The sequence below is a fragment of the Agromyces aerolatus genome, from assembly GCF_031432255.1.
GTDB lineage: Bacteria > Actinomycetota > Actinomycetes > Actinomycetales > Microbacteriaceae > Agromyces.
Map to the genome: position 1 here is coordinate 112,951 of NZ_JAVKGQ010000006.1, position 15,537 is coordinate 128,487.

Here is a 15,537-nt window from a genome sequence, read left to right on the forward strand (position 1 = left end):
TGAGGACCCATGTCAAGTCCACCGGGATATCGCGGTCGGGAAACCACGCGGTACGGACGAGAACGGGTCCTCAGTTTTCATTATACCAGCGCACGCCCCTTCGGTTGTGCGGGCCCGGCGCCCCTCGACGGGCGTCCCGCCGCAGCGCCGCGCGGCGCGGCGCGACCCACGCTCATGCAAGAACAACGATCACCGGCGGCCGGACATTCCCGCTCTGGGCCGGACAGCGCAGGTCGCGCGGAGCGCGCTTCGTGCTGTGCACCGTGCGCCGTGCGCCGTGCGCCGTGCCAGGCTCAGCCGCCGAGCGGCGTCTCGTCGTCCCGGCCGCGGCGGAACGCGAGGAAGTTCTCGAGCTCGGCGGCGATCTCGTCGGCCGAGGGCAGCTCACCGTCCTCGTCGGTGAGCGGCGACCGGAGGACGGTGTCCTCCATGTAGGAGTCGTGGCGTTCCTCGAGCGTGCCGACGAGCTTGGCGAGCTCGGCGTTCGTCGCCACCTGCTCGTCGATGCGTCCGCGGAACTCGCGCCCGCGTTCGCGCAGCGCGTCGGTCGGGAAGATACGCCCCGTGGCCGCGGTGATCGCCTCGAGCGCGCTGATCGCGGCCGACGGGTACTCGGTGTCGGAGAGGTAGTGCGGCACGAGCAGGACGAACCCGGTGACCGGCCGGTCGAGGGCCTGCAGCTGGTACTCGACCAGGTGCAGCGCGTTCGCGGGCGCCTCGGTGGTGGGCCGCCACACCGACATCGCGTCCGTCAGCTCGGGGCGGTTGCCGCTGACCGTGAGCGAGATCGGCCGGGTGTGCGGCACCGGCATCGGGATCGCGTTGACCCAGGTCAGGCTCGAGACGCCCAGCTCCTCGATGAGGCCGAGCACGGCGGCGCCGAAGCGATTCCACTGGAAGTCGGGCTCGTACCCCGTCAACAGCAGGAACTGCTGACCGATCTCGTCGCGCGCGAGCCGGAGCTGGAGCTTCGGCGGCCGGTAGTCGCCCAGGTGGTCGCCCTCGAACAGGATGATCGGACGGCGGGCCCGGTAGTCGAGCAGCTCGTCGGCGTCGAACAGCGCCACGAGCGTGGAATCGAGCGTCGAGAGCAGGTACTCGGTGGTCTGTGCGACCGCAGCGCCGGCGTCGGCGAACCCGGTGAGCCCGGCGACGAGCGGGAGCCCCTGGGGCACCGTGACGTCAGCGGTGAGCTCGTACAGGGATCGGGGATCGCGCATGCTTCAAGCGTACTGAGGCCGCGCGGGAGGTCGGGCGAATGCCGCCGCAGGCGCCTGTGCCGAGAGCGAACACCGTCCCGCGCTGAACGCATAGCATCGAGCCATGTCGATCCCCACGCTCGAGCTCAGCTCATCGCCCGTCTCCGAAAGCTCCGCCGACGTCCTGGTCGTGTTCGCCACGAGCGCTGACGACGGTCCGGCGCTCGTCGCGGCCACCGAGGCCGACTGGGTGGTCGGTCAGTTGAGCGCGCTCGGCGCCTCGGGGTCCGCGGAGGAGCTCACGCGTCTTCCGGGCCGCGAGGGCGGCGCGCGCGTCGTCCTGGTCGCCGGCGTAGGCGAGCGGGCGGATGCTCCGAGCCTCCGACTGGCCGCGGGCGCCGCGCTGCGCGGGCTGAACGACGCCCCGCGCGTGGCCCTCGACCTGGCGGGGCTTCCCGCCGAGGCCGTGGCCGCCGCGCTCGAGGGCGCGTCGCTCGGCGCGTACCGCTACAACGAGTACCGCTCGGAGCCGAAGCTCGGCGCCGAGCTGATCACGGCGCACACCGGGCACTCCGCCGAGTCGGTCGGCGTCGACCGGGTGCGGGTCGTCGCCGAGGCCGTCGCGCGCACGCGCGATCTCGTGAACGCCTCGCCGGCCGAGCTGTTCCCGGAGGCGTTCGCCGATCGCGCGGTGCAGCTCGCGGGCGACGCCGGGCTCGAGGTCCGGGTGTGGGATGACGCGGCGCTGCGCGCCGACGGCTTCGGCGGCCTGGTCGGCGTCGGGCAGGGGTCGTCGCGCGGTCCGCGGCTCGTGCGCATCGAGCACGCGCCGGAGGGCGCGACGTTCACGCTCGCGCTCGTGGGCAAAGGGATCACGTTCGACTCCGGCGGGCTCTCGCTCAAGCCCGGCGCGTCGATGGTCGGCATGAAGGGCGACATGGCGGGCGCGGCCGCGGTGCTCGAGACGATCGTGGCGCTCGCCCGGCTCGACGTGCCGGTCCGCGTCGTCGGGTGGCTGTGCCTCGCGGAGAACCTGCCCTCGGGCACCGCGCTCCGCCCGAACGACGTGCTGCGCATCCACGGCGGGAAGACGGTCGAGGTGCTCAACACGGACGCCGAGGGACGGCTCGTCATGGCCGACGCGCTCGACGCCGCGAGTGCCGAGCAGCCCGACGCGATCATCGACGTGGCGACGCTGACCGGCGCGCAGATCGTCGCGCTCGGCCATCGCATCAGCGGCCTTATGGGCGACACCGGCCTGGTCGAGCAGATCTCGCGCGCCGCAGAGGCCGTCGACGAGGCGGTCTGGCCGATGCCGCTGCCCGACCACCTCCGGCCGCTGCTGAAGTCCGAGGTCGCCGACCTCGTGAACACGAAACTCGGCACGGTCGTTCCCGGCATGCTGCTCGCCGGGGTCTTCCTGCGCGAGTTCGTCGGGCGCGACGCGAACGACACGCGCATCCCGTGGGCACATCTCGACATCGCCGGACCGGCCGATCACACCGGCGGCGGCTGGGGCTTCACGGTCCCCGGAGCGACCGGCGTCGCGGTGCGCACCCTCGTGCGCCTGGGCGAGGACCTCGCGGCCAGGTAGTAAGGTCGTGTGGGGCGAAATCACGTCCCAGCAGCCCGCGTCCGAGCACGATTCGGCGCGGTCCGTGCGGCAGGCCTGATCGCAAGGGAGATATCCGTTTGTCCGAGCAGAACTTTGACCTCGTCGTCCTCGGTGGCGGCAGCGGCGGGTACGCGGCGGCGCTTCGCGCCGCAGAGCTGGGCTCCACCGTCGCGCTGATCGAGAAGGACAAGCTCGGTGGCACGTGCCTGCACCGCGGCTGCATCCCGACGAAGGCCCTGCTGCACGCGGCCGAGATCGCCGACAACGCGCGCGAATCGGCGAAGTTCGGCGTTCAGGCGACGTTCCAGGGCATCGACATGGCGGGCGTCGCGACCTACCGCTCCGACATCATCACGAGCAAGTGGAAGGGTCTCCAGGGGCTCATCAAGGCTCGCAAGATCACGGTCGTCGAGGGCGAGGGCCGGCTCGTGGGCGGCACGACCGTCCAGGTCGGAGACGACCGGTACACGGGCAAAGACCTGGTGCTCGCGACGGGCTCGTACTCGCGCTCGCTTCCCGGCCTCGAGATCGGCGGCCGCGTCATCACGAGCGAGCAGGCACTCGAGCTCGACGTCGTCCCCGGCAAGGTCGCCGTGCTCGGTGGCGGCGTGATCGGCGTCGAGTTCGCGAGCGTCTGGAAGTCGTTCGGCGCCGACGTGACGATCGTCGAGGCGCTCCCCCACCTCGTGCCGAACGAGGAGGAGTCGATCTCCAAGCAGCTCGAGCGCGCCTTCCGCAAGCGGGGCATCGAGTACAAGCTGGGCGTCCGCTTCCAGAGCGTGACCCAGAACGATTCCGGCGTGGTCGTCACGCTCGAGAACGGCGACACCGTCGAGGCCGAGTACCTGCTGGTCGCGGTGGGCCGCGGGCCCTCGACCGCGAATCTCGGGTTCGAAGAGGCCGGGCTCACCATCGACCGCGGCTTCGTCATCACCGACGAGCGCCTGCGCACGAACCTGCCGAACGTGTACGCGGTCGGCGACATCGTGCCCGGTCTCCAGCTCGCACACCGCGGCTTCCAGCAGGGCATCTTCGTCGCAGAGGAGATCGCGGGCCTGAACCCGATCGTGGTCGAGGACGTCAACATCCCGAAGGTCACCTACTGCGACCCCGAGGTCGCGTCGGTCGGCTACACCGAGGCCCGCGCCGCCGAGAAGTTCGGCGCCGACCAGGTCTCCTCGTACGACTACAACCTCGCGGGCAACGGCAAGAGCCACATCCTCGAGACCAGCGGCTCCATCAAGGTCGTCCGTGTCAACGACGGCCCCGTGGTCGGCGTGCACATGATCGGCGCGCGTGTGGGCGAGCTCATCGGCGAGGCCCAGCTCGCCGTGAACTGGGAGGCGTACCCCGAGGACGTCGCACCGTTCATCCACGCCCACCCGACGCAGAACGAGGCGCTCGGCGAGGCCTTCCTGAAGCTCGCGGGCAAGCCGCTCCACGCGCTCTGAGCGCCAACACGACTGCAATAAGCTAGAACGCGTCCCACGCTGTGAAGGAGACAAGCGCATGAGCGAATCCGTCAGCCTCCCGGCACTCGGTGAGAGTGTCACTGAAGGCACGGTCACCCGCTGGCTGAAGAACGTCGGCGACCGTGTCGAGGTCGACGAGCCGCTGCTCGAGGTCTCGACCGACAAGGTCGACACCGAGATCCCCTCGCCGGTCGCCGGCGTCATCGAGGAGATCCTCGTCCAGGAGGACGAGACCGTCGAGGTCGGCACCGCACTGGTGACGATCGGCGACGGCTCGGGTGGCGGTGAGGCTCCCGCTGCTGAGGCTCCTGCTGCTGAGGCTCCTGCTGCTGAAGCCCCCGCCGAGCAGGCGCCCGCTGCCGAGGCCCCGGCTGCTGAGGCCCCGGCTGCTGAGGCCCCCGCTGAGGAGGCGCCCGCCGCCGAGGCGCCCGCGGCACCGGCTGCGGAAGCCGCGCCTGCCCAGGCAGCTCCCGCCGCGCCGGCGCCCGCACCAGCCCCGGCAGCTCCCGCGCCCGCTGCTGCCCCCGCTCCGGCGGCCCCCGCACCGGCCGCTGCTCCCGCAGCACCGGCACCCGCGGCCGCACCTGCACCCGCAGCACCGGCACCCGCGGCAGCACCGGCACCCGCGGCTGAGGCACCGTCCGGCGCACACGCAGGCGGCCCCGGCTATGTCACGCCGATCGTCCGCAAGCTCGCGAACGAACAGGGCGTCGACCTCGCCTCGGTCACCGGAACCGGCGTCGGCGGGCGAATCCGCAAGCAGGACGTGCTCCAGGCGCAGAGCGGCCAGGCCGCCCCTGCGGCTGCCCCGGCCCGACCGCAGCTGGAGACCTCTCCGCTGCGCGGCACGACGGTGCCCATGACCCGCCTCCGCAAGGTCGTCGCCGAGCGGGCGGTCGTCTCGATGCAGTCGACCGCGCAGCTCACCTCGGTCGTGGAGGTCGACGTGACGCGCGTCGCCCGCTTCCGCGACCAGGTCAAGGGCGACTTCCAGGCCAAGACCGGCAACAAGCTGTCGTTCCTGCCGTTCTTCGCGAAGGCCGCGGTCGAGGCGCTCAAGGCGTACCCGATCGTCAACTCGACGGTCGACGGCGACTCCATCGTCTACCCCGAGCGCGAGAACCTGAGCATCGCGGTCGACACCGAGCGCGGACTGCTCACGCCCGTCGTCCGCGACGCCGGTGAGCTCGACATCGCCGGGCTCGCGGCGCAGATCGCCGACCTCGCCGAGCGCACGCGGAACAACCAGCTGAAGCCGGACGAGCTCTCGGGCGGCACGTTCACGCTGACCAACACCGGGTCGCGCGGCGCCCTGTTCGACACGCCGGTGGTGTTCCTGCCGCAGACGGCGATCCTCGGCACGGGCATCGTGGTCAAGCGGCCCGTGGTCGTCAAGGCCGATGGCCAGGACACGATCGCGATCCGCTCGATGGTCTACCTCGCGCTGTCGTACGACCACCGCATCATCGACGGCGCCGACGCGGCGCGCTTCCTGACCGCGGTCAAGGACCGGCTCGAGCACGGTGACTTCGAGGCGGACCTCGGCATCTAGCCGAAGATCTCCCGCAGACGCCAGCCGGCCTCGCTCCTCATCACGAGGACCGAGGCCGGCGGTCGTTCGGGCGACCGGTAGGGCACCTGCACGAGCCACGCATCGCCCATCTCGCCAGTGGCCTTCGCGGACTCCACGTCGAACTCGGGCCGACCGTCGGGCGCGTTCCCATCGCGTGCGGTCGTCAGCGCGTCGCGGTCAGCGGATTCGAGGCCCGAGCCGGGCTGCACGACGTCGGCGAGGCACGCCGCGTCGAGATCGTCGAAGCACCGCGCGCGTTCGCGCAGGAGCTCGACGGTCGCGGCGATCGCCTCCGCCTCGGTCACGGCTGTGGCTGCCGGCGGGACACCGGTTTCAGGCACCGCCTCGGGTGCGCCGTCGGCCGAGCCCGGCGCGGGCGCGGTCACGGGCGGCGGTTTCGGTTCCAGAGCGCCGGAGCTCCCGCCCGCGTCCGAGTCGGTGCCCTCACCGCTCGTGCGCGTCGTGCCCGCCGAGCCGACCGCGGTGGATTCCCCGCCCGGCGGCACGAGCGTCAGCGCGAGCACCAGCGCGCCGCTGCCCGCGAGCCCGCCCACGAGCAGCACCGACCGCCGGCCGGCCAGCATGCGCTGGATCCGGCCGAGGAGGCCACCGCGTCGGGCCGAGCCCGAGCTCACGGCCGGCGCCTCCTCATCGGGCGGCAGCGCCTCGCCGATCACCGCGTCGAAGGATGCGAGCCCACGGGGCAGCCACCGACGTGCCGGTGGGGTGGTCGGACCGACGCTCACGCCACCGGTGCCGACCTCGACGTGGCCGCCGTCGGCGACCCGGTGCCGCCGGCCGCCCGTCGCAGGTGGCGCGAACGCACTGAGCCCGGTCGCGACGGGCGCCGGAGGCGCCACCGCGAACACCATGCGCTCGAGCTCCTCCGCGTGCAGGCGGAACGGTCGTGCCGCGAGCAGCTCGCCGATCAGGTGACGGATCGGATCGAGTGCACCCGGCGGGCGCGTGATCGCACGCATCTCGTCGACGAGTCGCGCGAGCGCCGCGTACGACTCGCGGACCAGCGCGGTGCGTGCGCCCGGCTCGGCGCCGGTCGGGTCGAGCCGGCGCAGGCCGCCCGTGCCGATCAGCCGTGGCCGCCCGGCCTCGTCGAACATCACATCCGACATCGCGAGCCGGATATGGGCGAACCCATGTCGTTCGAGCTCGTGCACGGCCACCACGATGGGCGCGAGCACGGTCACCGCCTCGCCCGCGGTGAGCCCGCCGCCGGTCGCGAGCGCCGCGAGCGTCGGACCGGTGAGCCGCTCCACGACCACGCACGTGCGACCGTCCTCGAGCGTCGCCAGGTCGAGCAGCGCGGGCAACGATGACGCGAGCGCCATCGCCTCGACCTCGGTCATGATCGCCTCGGCGTCGGCGTCGCGTTCGTAGACCCTCAGGGCCACGAGGCCGCGGTGCCCGGCCGTGTCGTCCTCGCCCGCCACGGCACGCCCGGTCACCGGCCCCGGCACGGCCGGCGCTTCCACCGCCCGCCCCGGCGGCTCCACGACGGCCGCGAGGTAGACGTCGGCCCGCTCCCCCGACGCGATGCGTCGCACGAGGCGGTAACCGGCCAGCCGGTCGGTTCCGTCGCGGGCCGAGCCTGCGCGCGGCGCCCCGGCGTCCGGGCCCGGCGAAGCGGGATCCGGTGGCGAGACTCGTTGGCTGCGGGAACGACGGCGCATGCCTTCGATCGTGCCCCGGCCCGAGGCATCCGGAGCCGTTCGCTCCCCGAACCGGGGAACGGCATCCTCCACAGGCCTCCTGTGGAGGATGCGTGCCGACCTAGACTGGGCGCCATGCTCGACTATGTCGTCACGGGGCTAAGCGCCAACTCCGTGCCGTACAGCGAGGGCCTCACCCTCCAGCGCGCCGTCCATCAGGCGGTGGTCGCGGGTTCCTCCCCCGACACCGTCATCCTCCTCGAACACGAGCCCGTGTACACCGCGGGCCGTCGCACCGCTCCCGACGAACGCCCGACCGACGGCACCCCCGTCGTCGACGTGGATCGTGGCGGCAAGCTCACCTGGCACGGTCCGGGGCAGCTCGTCGGCTACCCGATCCTGCGGCTTGCCGAACCGATCGACGTCGTCGGGTACGTCCGCCGGCTGGAGACCGTCCTGATCGGCGTGCTCGCCGACCTCGGCATCGAGGGGCGGCAGATCGCGGGCCGCTCTGGAGTCTGGGTCGACGATCCCGTCGCGGCGAAGATCGCCGCCATCGGCATCAGGGTCGCCGAGGGCGTGACCACGCACGGCTTCGCCCTGAACTGCTCGAACGCGATCGAGCCGTACGAGCGGATCGTCGCATGCGGCATCCGCGACGCGGGCGTGACCACGATCTCGCGCATGCTCGGCCGCGTCGTGGAGCCGGCCGACCTCGTCGCGCCCCTGCGACGCCGGTTCGACGCCGAGTTCGCGGGCGTCGCCGCGTGAGCGCGGCGCCGGAGGGGCGGCGGATGCTTCGCCTCGAGGTCCGCAACGCCCAGACGCCCATCGAACGCAAGCCCGAGTGGATCAAGACCAGGGCGAAGCTGGGTCCCGAATACCGCGCCCTGCAGTCGCTGGTGAAGTCCGAGGACCTGCACACGGTCTGTCAGGAGGCCGGCTGTCCGAACATCTACGAGTGCTGGGAGGACCGCGAGGCGACGTTCCTGATCGGCGGATCGCAGTGCACCCGCCGCTGCGACTTCTGCCAGATCGACACGGGAAAGCCGGCCGAGTACGACGTCGACGAACCGCGTCGCGTCGCCGAGTCGGTCGAGCGGATGCAGCTGCGCTACGCGACGGTCACGGGCGTCGCACGCGACGACCTCCCCGACGAGGGCGCGTGGCTCTATGCCGAGACGATCCGTGAGATCCACGGAAGATCGCCCGGCACCGGCGTGGAGATCCTCGTGCCCGACTTCTCCGGCCGGCCCGAGCATCTCGCCGAGGTGTGCTCGGCCGCGCCCGAGGTGTTCGCCCACAACGTCGAGACGGTGCCGCGCATCTTCAAACGGATCCGGCCCGCGTTCCGGTACGAGCGCTCGCTCGGCGTGCTCACGGCGGCCCGCGAGGCCGGCTTGATCACGAAATCGAACCTGATCCTCGGCATGGGCGAGGAGCGTGGCGAGATCTCGCAGGCGCTCCGCGACCTGCACGAGGCCGGCACCGACCTGGTGACGATCACGCAGTACCTGCGGCCGAGCCCGCGCCACCTGCCGGTGGCCCGGTGGGCGCGGCCCGAGGAGTTCGTCGAGCTCAAGGCCGAGGCCGAGGAGATCGGGTTCCTCGGAGTGCTCGCGGGGCCGCTCGTGCGGTCGTCGTACCGGGCCGGGCGGCTGTGGGCGCAGTCGATGCGCTCGAAGGGCCGGGTCATCCCCGACGAGCTCCTGCACCTCAGCGACCCGTCGCTCGGGTTCGAGCAGGCCGTGGGCTGAGGCATCCGTCACCCGCCCGGCGCGGGCGCGTCGACGGCGCGCCCGCGCCGGGCCGGAACGCGGTCGGAACGGTCCATCATCGCCGGTATCCTGGACCCTATGGCACGCACCAAGGACCGCTCGTCCGCCCCGAAGGAGCCCGGCCGCCTCAAGCAGATGTGGCAGGTCTTCCAGATGACCCGCCGGTACGACACGACGGCTCCCTGGTTGATGCTCCTCGCGTTCCTCGCGCCCGTCATCCTCGCGCTCGCGCTCGCGCTGTGGCTGAGCGGCGGCAACGGGTTCACCATCGCGCTGTGGGTCGTCGCCGGTGCGCTGGCCGGGTTGCTGCTCGCGATGATCATCCTCGGCCGCCGGGCGGAGCGTGCGGCGTACTCGCAGATCGACGGCCAGCCCGGCGCCGTCGGAGCGGTGCTCAGGAGCGGCCTGCGCGGCGGCTGGGTCGGCAACGAGATGCCCGTGGCCGTCAACGGCAAGACGCAGGACGCGGTGTACCGTGCGGTCGGCCGCGGCGGCATCGTGCTGATCGGCGAGGGCGACCCGTCGCGCTCCGAGCGCATGCTGAAAGACGAGGAGCGCAAGGTCGCGCGCGTGCTGCCGAACGTGCCGATCCGCTTGCTCACCGTGGGGCACGGCGACGACTCGGTCGAACTGCACCGGCTCGGCGCGACGCTGCGCAAGTCGAAGAAGGTGCTCACCAAGCCCGAGGTGCTCGCGGTGTCGAACCGTCTCAACTCGCTGCAGAACTCGCTGCCGATCCCGAAGGGCATCGACCCGATGAAGGTCCGCGCGCAGCGCGGCCGCATGCGCTGAACCCGCGAACCTGCTCGTCAGGAGCGGATGACGAGCGTGCCGGCGATCTTGTCGTGCAGGCCACGCTGGTCGGCGTCCCACACGAGCGCGGGGATCACGATCGCCAGCAGCAGACTGCGCACCACCGGCCGCCAGAGCCCGATCCAGCCGCCCATCAGCGGGACCACGTTCAGGCCGACGAGCCGGTGCCCGACGCTGCCGCCGATCGTCGGGATGAACACGATCTGCATGACGACGAACACCCCGAGCGTGACCCACGCGTGCAGCGGCGACTCGTAGGGGACGAAGAACATCGCGACCAGGAGCGCGATCGCCCAGTCGATCGCGAGCCCGCCGATGCGACGGCCGACCCGGCCGATCGATCCCCGGCCGTTCGCGGGAAGGCCGAGACGCTCACCGGGCCACCGGTTGGGCTCGACCCCGCCGATCTGGGACGCGGGCTCGTTCGGATCGCGGGGGGCTTGGGGCATCCGTCGATTCTACCGACCCCGGGTCGCGTAACATGGCCGAAACATTCGCGTCATGGCCGGGAAACGGCTGCCCGTTAGCGTCGGAGGAGCCTCTGCAAGGCCCCGCCGATCCCCCACCGCTTGGAGCGTCGTCACCATGTTCAAAGATTCGTCCGAAGTCCTCACCTTCATCCAAGAGACGGACGTCAAGTTCCTCGACATCCGGTTCACCGACCTCCCGGGCGTGCAGCAGCACTTCAACATCCCGGCGTCGACGGTCGATGAGGAGTTCTTCACGGTCGGTCAGCTGTTCGACGGCTCCTCGATCCGCGGCTTCGCGAACATCCACGAGTCCGACATGCAGCTCATCCCCGACGTGACGACGGCATACATCGACCCGTTCCGCGTCGAGCGCACGCTCATCATGGTGTTCGACATCTATAACCCGCGCAACGGCGAGATCTACGCGAAGGACCCGCGACAGGTCGCGAAGAAGGCCGAGAAGTACCTCGCGTCGACCGGCATCGCCGACACCGCGTTCTTCGCTCCCGAGGCCGAGTTCTACATCTTCGACGACGTCCGCTACGAGGTCACCCAGAACGGCAGCTTCTACTCGGTCGACTCCGAGGAGGGCGCCTGGAACACGGGCCGCAAGGAAGAGGGCGGAAACCTCGCCAACAAGACCCCCTTCAAGGGCGGCTACTTCCCCGTCTCGCCGGTCGACAAGCAGGCCGACCTGCGCGACGACATCTCGCTGAAGCTCATCGACGCCGGGCTCATCCTCGAGCGCGCGCACCACGAGGTGGGCACGGGCGGCCAGGCCGAGATCAACTACCGCTTCGACACGATGGTGCACGCGGCCGACGACATCCTCAAGTTCAAGTACATCGTGAAGAACACGGCCGAGCAGTGGGGCAAGACGGCCACGTTCATGCCGAAGCCGCTGTTCGGCGACAACGGGTCGGGCATGCACACCCACCAGTCGCTGTGGAACGACGGCAAGCCGCTCTTCTACGACGAGGCGGGCTACGGCGGTCTCTCGGACATCGCCCGCTGGTACATCGGCGGCATCCTCAAGCACGCACCCGCGCTGCTCGCGTTCACCAACCCGACCGTGAACTCGTACCACCGTCTCGTGCCCGGCTTCGAGGCCCCGGTCAACCTGGTCTACTCGGCGGGCAACCGTTCGGCCGCGATCCGCATCCCGATCACGGGCACCAACCCGAAGGCCAAGCGCATCGAGTTCCGCGCGCCGGATGCCTCGGGCAACCCGTACCTCGCGTTCGCCGCGCAGCTCATGGCCGGCCTCGACGGCATCAAGAACCGCATCGAGCCGCACGAGCCGGTCGACAAGGACCTGTACGAGCTTCCGGCCGAAGAGGCCAAGTCGATCCCGCAGGTGCCGGGCTCGCTCGACCTCGTGCTCGACGCGCTCGAGGCCGACCACGACTTCCTCCTCGAGGGCGGCGTGTTCACCAAGGAGCTCATCGAGACCTGGATCGACTACAAGCGCGAGAAGGAGCTCAAGCCGCTCGCGCAGCGCCCCCACCCCTTCGAGTTCGAGCTGTACTACGGGGTCTGACGCCCCTGCACTGTGACCGCCCGGGCACCGGCTTCCGCCGGTGCCCGGGCGGTTTCGCGTGAGCGTCTACTTCTGAGCCCGCCGCACGGCGACCAGCTGTGCGGCGCTGCCGAGGATCGCCGGGATCAGGGCCGCGACCGAGACGGCCGGCATGCCGGCGATGACGAAGCCGATCGCGACGATCATGCCCGTCATCGCGAGCGAGTAGGCTCCGATGACGCCGAAACGCACCGCGAAGGCTTCGGCACTGCTCAGGCGTGCGATCGAACCCGAGTACCGATCCTGTGACCGCAAGTGCGAGTCGAGGAGCCGTTCCGCGGCACCGGGGACGATCTCCTCGAAGCCACGTAGCATGGCCGGCGGTGGCAGTGGCCCGCTGGAGATCTGCGTTACCTGGATGAGTCCGCTTCGCTCTCGTCCTCGCTCCACGCTCCGGGCGTGTAGGGCTGCCGGGTCGACGTCAGGAGCCGCTCGATCTCCAATCGCATCTCCGTCGCTCTGGTCCGGTCGCCGGTCAGACCCACGTACGCTCCGTGCAGGAGGCCTCGAGTCACCGCTTTGGTCATGGTGTCCATGGTTCACAACGCCCTTCGATTCTCGGCACGAGTGGGTTCGGAGAGATCAGTGTATATTACCATCTCATCGCTCGCTCACCCCGGAACCGTCGTGACACCACGTCGTCGCATCGCGAGGGCCGCCCGGACCGTGGCGACGAGCACGAGCGCGGTGAATCCCACCAGCACGGGCACGAGTGGCGCCACGACCAGCACGGCGCCCAGCACGAGCACCGGGAGCGCGACGCCCGAGTACGCGATCAGGAAGAGCAGGGCGAGAGTCTCGCCGCGACGCTGCGGGTCCGCGACCGCGCCGGCCGTCGCGACCGCGGACTTGAACAGGATGCCGACGCCGAGCCCGGCGAGCACGCCGCCGCCGATGAAGACCGCGAGCACCGAGGTCACCGCACCGACGCCGACGCCCACGAGCCCCGCACCGCACGCACCCGCCGCGAGCAGCAGTTGCGTCCGCAGACCGAGCGCACCCAGGGCGAGCTGTCCGAACGCGGACGCCCCGAAGATCGCGAACGTCACGGCACCGGCGACGAGGTGGTCGCCCTCGTCGAACGTGTCGACGAGGAACGTCGGCGTGAGCGCGGACAGCAGACCGAACACCGCGAAGCCGGCGAACGCGCCGAACGCGGCCGACCGGAACGCCGACCGTGCGGCGGGCGGGACCGAGAGCCGCTGCGGACGGTAGCCCACCCGCGACACCGGGCGGACGACCGTCTCAGGCACGAGCATCACCACGAGGGCGATCACGAGGAGCAGCACCAGGAACACCACATGCGGCACGACCAGCGGAGCCGGCAGCGTCTCGGCGAGGATCCCGCCGATGAGCGGACCCAGCGCCAATCCACCGAGGTTGGCGGCGCTCGCGATCGACGCCGCGAAGACGGGCGACTCCCCCGGTCTCGCTGCGGCGCGGAGCTCGCCGAGGTAGGCGGTCGCGGTCGCGGTGAACAGACCGATGCTCATGCCGTTCACCAGCCGGGCGAGGGTGAGCCCGGCGACGTCGAGTTGCCAGATCAGGAACATGACCGCCGAGGCCCCGGCCACCAGTGCGGCGATCACGAGGATCCTCCGGCGGCCCACCCGGTCGCTCAGGTGCCCCGCCAGGTACAGCGACACCATCACCCCGAACGCGTACGCCGCGAAGATGACGGTGATCACCGACTCCGGAAACCGGTCGGCGCGCTCGTAGAGCGGATACAGCGGCGTCGGCACCGTCGAGTACGACATGAACAGCAGGAACCCGGCCGCGACGACCCAGAACCCGCGCCCATGCCCGATGCCCACGCGCTCATTCTGTTCCCGCGGCCGCAGTTCCGGCCACCCCGGTCACTCCCAGCGGAAGAGCAGCCCGGCGACGACCGCACCGACGACCACGGAGACACCCAGGCTCAGCACCGAGGCGAGCTCGACCTGCACTCCCGCCCACGCCGCGGAGAGGGCGTCGACCGCGGCGCCGAAGGGCAGCCAGCCGCCGAGCACGGCGAGCGGTTCGGGAAGCGAGTCCTGCCCGCCGAACATGCCGCCGAGTGCGCCGAGCGCGAAGAACGCGATGAGCCCGATCGCCACGGCCGAGTTCGGCGTGGGCGCGATCGCGGCCACGATCATCCCGACGCTGTACATGGCGGTGATCGCGAGGACGCCGACGCCGATGGCGACGCCGAGATCGACGGGCGGGTTCGCACCGAAGAACAGCCCGGCGACCGTGAGCGCGAGGGCGATCCCCAGCACCGCCTGGATGACGCTCACGACGACCTGTGCGACGAGCACCATCGCTGGCGACGCCGGAGTGACGGCGAGGCGTCGGAGGATCCCGCTCCGACGGTAGTACGCGAGGAAGCTCGGCATGTTGATGATGCCGATCGTCGCGATGACCATCACGAGCACGAGCGGCACGACGAACAGGTCGAGCGCGGTGCGGCCGTTCACGATCACCTGCTCCCCCGCGCCCTGGGCGCTCATGATCAGGATGAGCAGCGGAAGGCCGAGCGGCACGACCAGTCCGGCGGTGTCGCGCGCGGTCATCTTCGCCTCGCAGACGATCATGATCAGCATCGACCGCATGCCGGGCCGGCGGGCCTCGATCACGGCGCTCATGCGGCATCCTCCAGATCCTTGCCGGTCAACGCGACGAACGCGTCGTCGAGGGTGTCGACGCCCGCCCGCTCGACGAGGCCCTCGGGCGTGTCGACCGCGATCACGCGACCCGCGTCGAGCAGTGCGAGCCGGTCGCAGAGCCGCTCGACCTCCTCCATCGCGTGACTGACCAGCAGGACCGTCACACCATCCGCCTTGAGCTGCTCGATCGTGCCCCACATGCGGCGCCGCGTCTTGGGGTCGAGACCGGTGGTCAGCTCGTCCAGGATCAGCACCCGCGGCCGGCCCGCGAGCGCGAGCGCGATGGAGACGCGTTGCTGCTGGCCGCCCGAGAGCTTCTCGAAGCGGATGTGTCGTTGCTCCTCGAGCGCGACCATGTCGAGCAGCTCGTCCGAGGACCGCGGATCCGGGTAGAAGCTCCGATACAGCTCGAGGAGCTCCTCCACGCGCAACGCACCGTGCAGGTACGCCTGTTGGAGCTGCACGCCGAGCACCTGACGCACCCGGGCCCGATCACGGCGCGGATCAAGCCCGAGCACCCGGACCTCGCCGCGGTCGGGCGAACGGAGGCCCGCGATCATCTCGACGGTCGTCGTCTTCCCCGCGCCGTTCGCCCCGAGGACCCCGAAGGTCTCGCCGGCCTCGACCCGGAGGCTGACGTCGGCGACCGCGACCTTCTGCCGGTAGTGCTTCGCGAACCCCTCGGCGAGGATCGCGGGTTCAGTCGTGTCCATGGCTTCACGGTAT

14 protein-coding genes are annotated in these 15,537 nt (G+C 71.0%); 7 read left to right on the forward strand and 7 right to left on the reverse strand.

The window, feature by feature from the left end; genetic code table 11:
• Positions 1-293: 293 nt before the first annotated feature.
• Entirely contained in the window at positions 294-1,220 is a 927-nt protein-coding gene (locus tag RH864_RS09855; protein WP_310517372.1) for a proteasome assembly chaperone family protein, read from the reverse strand.
• A 103-nt stretch (positions 1,221-1,323) separates the two neighbouring features.
• Here RH864_RS09855 and RH864_RS09860 point away from each other — a divergent pair, with 103 nt between their 5' ends.
• From RH864_RS09860 to sucB, 3 genes are all read left to right on the forward strand, one after another.
• Complete coding sequence (locus RH864_RS09860; protein WP_310517373.1) at positions 1,324-2,793, forward strand: leucyl aminopeptidase; 1,470 nt, start codon at positions 1,324-1,326, stop codon at positions 2,791-2,793.
• Between the two features lie 98 nt (positions 2,794-2,891).
• A complete protein-coding gene (gene lpdA / locus RH864_RS09865) occupies positions 2,892-4,265 on the forward strand; it encodes a dihydrolipoyl dehydrogenase (protein ID WP_310517374.1) in 1,374 nt (457 codons plus the stop codon).
• Between the two features lie 58 nt (positions 4,266-4,323).
• Positions 4,324-5,838: a 2-oxoglutarate dehydrogenase, E2 component, dihydrolipoamide succinyltransferase gene (gene sucB, locus RH864_RS09870; RefSeq protein WP_310517375.1), complete on the forward strand. Its 1,515-nt coding sequence runs from the start codon at positions 4,324-4,326 to the stop codon at positions 5,836-5,838.
• Here sucB and RH864_RS09875 read toward each other — a convergent pair.
• Positions 5,835-7,547 (reverse strand): serine/threonine-protein kinase, encoded by a 1,713-nt coding sequence (locus RH864_RS09875; RefSeq protein WP_310517376.1) that lies wholly within the window; start codon positions 7,545-7,547, stop codon positions 5,835-5,837. The two genes, sucB and RH864_RS09875, sit on opposite strands and share 4 nt — an antisense overlap.
• Before the next feature lie 114 nt (positions 7,548-7,661).
• Here RH864_RS09875 and lipB point away from each other — a divergent pair, with 114 nt between their 5' ends.
• The 3 genes from lipB to RH864_RS09890 all read left to right on the forward strand — a co-directional run bounded on the left by lipB (position 7,662) and on the right by RH864_RS09890 (position 10,096).
• Positions 7,662-8,297: a lipoyl(octanoyl) transferase LipB gene (gene lipB, locus RH864_RS09880; RefSeq protein WP_310517377.1), complete on the forward strand. Its 636-nt coding sequence runs from the start codon at positions 7,662-7,664 to the stop codon at positions 8,295-8,297.
• Entirely contained in the window at positions 8,294-9,283 is a 990-nt protein-coding gene (gene lipA / locus RH864_RS09885; RefSeq protein WP_310517378.1) for a lipoyl synthase, read from the forward strand. Before lipB ends, lipA begins: the two co-directional genes overlap by 4 nt.
• 99 nt (positions 9,284-9,382) lie before the next feature.
• On the forward strand, positions 9,383-10,096 hold the full coding sequence (locus tag RH864_RS09890; RefSeq protein WP_310517379.1) for a DUF4191 domain-containing protein: 714 nt from the start codon (positions 9,383-9,385) through the stop codon (positions 10,094-10,096).
• Positions 10,097-10,113: 17 nt separating this feature from the next.
• Here the strand turns inward: RH864_RS09890 and RH864_RS09895 are convergent, their stop codons facing one another.
• Positions 10,114-10,566 carry an RDD family protein gene (locus tag RH864_RS09895; RefSeq protein ID WP_310517380.1) on the reverse strand — a complete coding sequence of 151 codons (453 nt, stop codon included), beginning with the start codon at positions 10,564-10,566 and terminating at the stop codon, positions 10,114-10,116.
• 136 nt (positions 10,567-10,702) lie between these two features.
• Here RH864_RS09895 and glnA point away from each other — a divergent pair, with 136 nt between their 5' ends.
• Positions 10,703-12,127, forward strand: coding sequence for a type I glutamate--ammonia ligase (glnA, locus tag RH864_RS09900; RefSeq protein WP_310517381.1), 1,425 nt, complete (start codon positions 10,703-10,705; stop codon positions 12,125-12,127).
• Between the two features lie 66 nt (positions 12,128-12,193).
• On the opposite strand, the gene RH864_RS09905 is transcribed toward glnA, so the two are convergent.
• The 4 genes from RH864_RS09905 to RH864_RS09920 all read right to left on the reverse strand — a co-directional run bounded on the left by RH864_RS09905 (position 12,194) and on the right by RH864_RS09920 (position 15,524).
• On the reverse strand, positions 12,194-12,481 hold the full coding sequence (locus RH864_RS09905; RefSeq protein ID WP_310517382.1) for a hypothetical protein: 288 nt from the start codon (positions 12,479-12,481) through the stop codon (positions 12,194-12,196).
• A gap of 296 nt (positions 12,482-12,777) precedes the next feature.
• Entirely contained in the window at positions 12,778-13,980 is a 1,203-nt protein-coding gene (locus RH864_RS09910) for an MFS transporter (protein WP_310517383.1), read from the reverse strand.
• A gap of 42 nt (positions 13,981-14,022) precedes the next feature.
• The gene (locus tag RH864_RS09915) at positions 14,023-14,790 is read right to left on the reverse strand and encodes an ABC transporter permease (protein ID WP_310517384.1); all 768 of its coding nucleotides are present in this window, start codon (positions 14,788-14,790) and stop codon (positions 14,023-14,025) included.
• Positions 14,787-15,524 carry an ABC transporter ATP-binding protein gene (locus tag RH864_RS09920; protein ID WP_310517385.1) on the reverse strand — a complete coding sequence of 246 codons (738 nt, stop codon included), beginning with the start codon at positions 15,522-15,524 and terminating at the stop codon, positions 14,787-14,789. Before RH864_RS09920 ends, RH864_RS09915 begins: the two co-directional genes overlap by 4 nt.
• Between the last annotated feature and the right edge of the window lie 13 nt (positions 15,525-15,537).